Source organism: Clostridioides sp. ZZV15-6598, from assembly GCF_020657705.1.
GTDB lineage: Bacteria > Bacillota > Clostridia > Peptostreptococcales > Peptostreptococcaceae > Clostridioides > Clostridioides difficile_F.
In genome coordinates, this window is sequence record NZ_JAGWCS010000190.1 from 1 (window position 1) to 5,528 (window position 5,528).

Annotated in this window: 3 protein-coding genes; 2 read left to right on the top strand and 1 reads right to left on the bottom strand. The window is 27.6% G+C overall.

What is annotated here, in order from left to right; all coding sequences use genetic code 11:
- Nucleotides 1–272 precede the first annotated feature (272 nt).
- Nucleotides 273–1,457: a pyridoxal phosphate-dependent aminotransferase gene (locus KGF50_RS20065; RefSeq protein ID WP_227849696.1), complete on the bottom strand. Its 1,185-nt coding sequence runs from the start codon at nt 1,455–1,457 to the stop codon at nt 273–275.
- Nucleotides 1,458–1,829: 372 nt separating this feature from the next.
- On the opposite strand from KGF50_RS20065, the gene KGF50_RS20070 reads away from it, so the two are divergent.
- Together KGF50_RS20070 and nrdG are read left to right on the top strand one after the other, a co-directional pair.
- The gene (locus KGF50_RS20070) at nt 1,830–4,181 is read left to right on the top strand and encodes an anaerobic ribonucleoside triphosphate reductase (RefSeq protein WP_227849697.1); all 2,352 of its coding nucleotides are present in this window, start codon (nt 1,830–1,832) and stop codon (nt 4,179–4,181) included.
- Between the two features lie 21 nt (nt 4,182–4,202).
- Nucleotides 4,203–4,742: an anaerobic ribonucleoside-triphosphate reductase activating protein gene (gene nrdG / locus KGF50_RS20075; protein ID WP_227849698.1), complete on the top strand. Its 540-nt coding sequence runs from the start codon at nt 4,203–4,205 to the stop codon at nt 4,740–4,742.
- Nucleotides 4,743–5,528: the final 786 nt, after the last annotated feature.

Here is a 5,528-nt window from a genome sequence, read left to right on the forward strand (position 1 = left end):
AAGTTAAGCTCTCTAGCGCTGATGGTACTTGGTGGGAAACTGCCTGGGAGAGTAGGACGTAGCCACGTAATTTTTTTATTTGTTATATTGAGTTAAAGGTTAAACTAAAATTCTAGATTAATATAAGAAATAAAATAAAAACCTATTGATATGAAAATCAATAGGTTTTTATTTTATTTAAGTTAATTACGATGTTAAATATATTATATAGATACACAATCTATTAATTATCATCTAATATCTTATATTTAAAAATTATTTGATTAAAATTATTATGCCATTATCTTAGATACAAATTCTTTTAATTTATCTAACCCAGCCAAGAAAGTATTTTCATTACAAGCGTAAGATATACGGATATACTTATCCATACCAAATGCTATTCCAGGAACAACTGCTACATTGTATTCTTCTAAAAATTGATTGCAGAATTCTATAGAAAAACTATCTTTGTATTTAAAACTTTCAGCTATCTTAGAAAGGTCTATAAAAGCATAAAACGCACCATCTGGATTTACATACTCTACATTTTCGATAGAATCTAGTTTAGATGTGATTAAATCTCTTCTAGATTTATATGTTTTCACCATATTATCTATATCAGTTGAACAATCTTTTAAGGCTCCATATGCTATGTATTGTGATGTTAAGCTTGGATGTGATATAAGATGTCCTTGTATAGAGCTCATTGCTTTAGCGATGGTTTTATTAGAAGCAGTATAGCCCAATCTTAATCCAGTCATAGCAGCTGATTTAGAAAAACCATTTATAGTTATAGTTATATCTTTTGCTTCTTCACTTAATGAAGCAACTGATGTGAAATTTTCAGTGTAACATATTTTTTCATATATTTCGTCTGCTAAAATATATATATTATTCTGTATACATACTTTTACAATTTCAATCAACTCATCTTTTGTATAGACGCTACCAGTAGGATTTGAAGGATTATTTATTACAAGAATTTTTGTTTTGCTTGTTATAGATTTTTCAAGTTCTTCTTTTGTTAATTTGAATTCATTTTCTTTTTTTGTGTCAATAAAAACTGGAACAGCATTAACTAATTTAACCATTTCAGGATAACTAACCCAATATGGTTTTGGCAATAACACTTCATCTCCCTCATCTGTTAGTGCTAACAAAGTGTTTGTTATAGAATTTTTAGCTCCACTTGATATAACTATTTCATCTATTGAATATCTACAGTTATTTTCTTCAATAAGTTTTTTACAGATTTCTTCTCTAAGTATTTTTAATCCAGGAACTAAATCATATTTAGTACAATCTTTATTTAAAGAGTCAATTCCATAAGATTTTGCAACATTAGGTACATTGAAATCAGGTTCTCCTATACTAAGGTTGATTACTTTAATTCCGTCACTTTCCATTTCTTTAACTTTTGAACTAATACCTATTGTATAGGATGGAGTTATAAAGTTTAGTCTTTTTGATAACATAAAATGCCCCCTTTTAAATTATTATTTATATTATACGACAAATTTGAAAAATGTACATAAGGAAATTTGTAGATATATACATTAATACATATGAAAATAAGTACTTTTTGCCTAAAATTAGTGTAAAAAAAAGAGAAAAAAGTTTTGACTTCCAAAGTTGTTACAAACGCTGATGTTCAAAATATCTACATAGTATTTGCAATGATTTGCGTTAGTTTGACTATTATGTACAAATTTGGTAATCTTAATATAGTAATTATTAAGATAATCCCTTTAACTTAGTTGAAGGGGATTTTTTTAGACTTAATATACTACATATAGTGGTATGTAGATTAATAAAATACAATATATAGTAATAGGAGGTTTTTTTAATTGGTTGAGTTTGTAAAAAAGAGAGATGGAAGAGTGATTCCATTTAATGAAGATAGAATAACAAGGGCTATATTTTTAGCAGCAACAAATGTTGCAGAAAGAGAAGGTATTGTACCTGATTATAAGTTATCTGAGCAACTAACTCAAGAAGTAATAAAGTTGCTAAATCATAAATATTCTGAATCAGTTCCAAGTGTTGAAGATATACAAAATTCTGTAGTTAAGGTTCTTATAGAAACAGGCCACGCAAAAACTAGTGAAGAGTACATAGTATATAGAACTGAAAGAAGTAGAATAAGAAATTCAAAAACAAGATTAATGAAGGCAATAGAGGAAATTACTTTTGAGGATGCAGAGGATGCTGATATAAAAAGAGAAAATGCAAATATCAATGGTAATACAGCTATGGGAACAATGTTACAATATGGAAGTACTGTATCCAAAGAATTTTGTAAGACTCATATATTAAAGCCAGAACATTCTTTCGCACATGATAATGGAGATATACATATACATGATATGGATTTTTTAAATATGGGAACATTAACTTGTTGTCAGATAGATGTTAAAAAACTATTTGAGGATGGTTTTTCAACTGGTCATGGTTTCTTAAGAGAACCACAAGATATAATGAGTTATGGAGCTCTAGCTGCAATTGCGATACAAAGTAATCAGAATGATCAGCATGGCGGTCAAAGTATACCATTTTTCGATTACGGTTTGTCTGAAGGTGTGTATAAGACATTTAAAAAATTCTATATAGGAAACTTAGCTAAAGCATTAAAATTATTTAAAGGAATTGAAAATAATGAAGCAATAAAGGACATAGTATATAGAACAGAGAAAGAAACAAATAAAAAAGTTGGTCTTAAAAAAGATGAATTGTATCTAAACTCTGAAAAAGAAAAACTAAGAGAAATATTTAATATTGATGAAGAACTTATAAATAACATGCAAAACTTTGCATTTGAAGAGTCATATAAAGAAACTGATAAAAAAACATATCAATCTATGGAAGCATTTATACATAACTTAAATACAATGCATTCTAGAGCAGGTGCACAAGTGCCATTTTCAAGTGTAAATTTTGGAACAGATATTTCTGAAGAAGGAAGAATGGTAACTAAGAATCTATTATTATCACAAGAAAGAGGTTTAGGTAATGGAGAGACACCAATTTTCCCAATATTGATATTTAAGGTTAAAGAAGGTGTAAATTTAAATCCTGAAGATCCTAATTATGATTTATTTAAGTTATCATGCAGGGTATCAGCTAAAAGGTTATTTCCTAACTTTAGCTTTTTAGATGCTCCTTTTAATGCTAAATATTATAAAGCAGGAGATCCAGATACAGAAGCTACATATATGGGTTGTAGAACAAGAGTACTTAGTAATGTATGTGGACCAGAAACAGTTAGTGGCAGAGGAAATATATCTTTTACTACTGTCAATCTTCCAAGGTTAGGTATAAAACATGGAATTATAAAAAATAATGAAACTAATTTAGATGAGTTTTTTAAAGAACTAGATGAAAAGTTGGACTTAATTATAGAACAATTATTAGAGCGTCTTGAAGTTCAAGGAAATAAAAAAATGAAAAACTTCCCATTTTTAATGGGGCAAGGTGTATGGAAAGATTCTGATGACTTGGGACCAGAAGATACATTAAAAGAAGTAATAAAGCAAGGAACATTGACTATTGGGTTTATAGGTTTAGCAGAATGCCTTATTGCTCTTACAGGCAAGCATCATGGAGAAAGTAAGGAATCTCAAGAGTTAGGATTAAAAATAGTGTCATATATGAGACATAAAATGGATGAAGCTACAGACAAATATAAATTAAACTTCTCTTTAATGGGTACTCCAGCAGAAGGTCTTTCAGGAAGATTTACTAAAATAGATAAGAAAGTATATGGAGAAATTAAAGGTATTACAGATAAAGAGTATTATACTAATTCATTCCATGTTCCAGTTTATTATAATATAAGTGCATATGACAAAATTGAGATAGAAGCTCCATATCATGAATTTACTAATGCAGGTCATATAACATATGTAGAACTAGATGGAGATCCATCTGATAACTTAGAAGCTTTTGAAACTGTCATAAAAGCAATGAAAGATTTGGGGATAGGATACGGAAGTATAAATCATCCTGTAGATAGAGATCCTATATGTGGTTTCTCAGGAGTAATAGCAAGTAATATATGTCCTGTGTGTGGAAGAAATGAAGATGAAAGTGATATTAAATTTGAGAGAATAAGACGAATAACAGGATATTTAGTTGGTACAGTGGATAGATTTAATAATGCCAAAAAAGCTGAAGTTAAAGATAGGGTAAAACATAGATAGTTTTATTTGGAGGAATAAGTTATGAAGATAAGAATGTCATCTACTATAAGTCATGACAGTATAGTTGATGGACCAGGGTTGAGAATGGTACTATGGACTCAAGGATGTGTTCATAATTGTAAAGGATGTCATAATCCTCAAACACATAATTTATGTGGTGGTTTTTATATGGATACAAAAGAAATTATAAATGAGATAAAGTCACTAAAATTACAAAAGGGTATTACACTATCAGGTGGAGAGCCATTTTTACAACCAGAACCATTAGAAGAAATAGCAAAAGAAGCTAAAAAGAATGGATTAGATGTATGGTCTTATACAGGATTTACATTTGAACAACTACTAGATAAAAAAAATAGTGCATATTTCAAAAACTTGAACCTATTAAAGCAGATTGATGTTTTAGTAGATGGAAGATTTATAGATGAAAAGAAAGATATAAGTTTAAAATTTAGAGGTTCATCAAATCAAAGAATAATTGATGTTCAGAAGAGCTTAAAGTATAAAAAAGTGTTTTTAATTGAGCAGTATATGAAAGATGATTTATCTATAGCAGAATAGAATGTAAATAGACGAAGGTAAATGTAAAAATATATTTACCTTTGTCTATTTTTATGTAAAAAATTTTTGTTTAATTATGTGTTGTATAAAATGTAATTATATTAGATTAGATATTATAGCTTTTATAGCTTTGGTTTTATAATATATTAGTCTGTTTTAATGTATATTCTTTTTAGATAAAGTTTCACAAATTGTTCAATCGATTCTCAGCTATGAAACTAAAATATTTAATTCGATTATGAAAGCTTTTAGTTAATATATAAATTTACAAAGTAAATAATAAGGGATTAATAAATATTTTAATAAAATTATATGCTTATGTACTACTATTACTACTGATATTGTTATTAATGCTTTTAAGAGAAAATAATGTGGCTATTAAAGTAAGCATTTTCAACTAAGGTTTTCAAGTTATAAACATGTTTTATCATATAAATAAGCAGACTAATGAGAAATGATTATACATATGGATTTATCTTTATTCAAAAATTAATAAATTATGTAATATGTGGATAAATATGTTTATAATGTGGATAATATTTAATATAATAAGTTAAAACAATATGAATCAGTTGTTTATAATGTGGATAATATTATAATAGATAGATAAAGTGGTAATTTAAAAATAAAAAAAGTGAAAAAAGTTGTTGACTCTAAAAGAAAAAGTTGGTATAGTAATACTTGTCCTCAAGAAAAGGGCGTAAACATGAAGAACTTTGAAAATTAAACAGTAGGTTAATTTATAAACAAGAAACAAACCATAAAGCCAGATATTTTGATAACAAT

What these genes read in the sequence shown, in the direction of transcription:
- nrdG (WP_227849698.1), top strand. Translation starts at nt 4,203, where the DNA reads ATGAAGATAAGAATGTCATCTACTATAAGTCATGACAGTATAGTTGAT.
- KGF50_RS20065 (WP_227849696.1), bottom strand. Translation starts at nt 1,457, where the DNA reads ATGTTATCAAAAAGACTAAACTTTATAACTCCATCCTATACAATAGGT.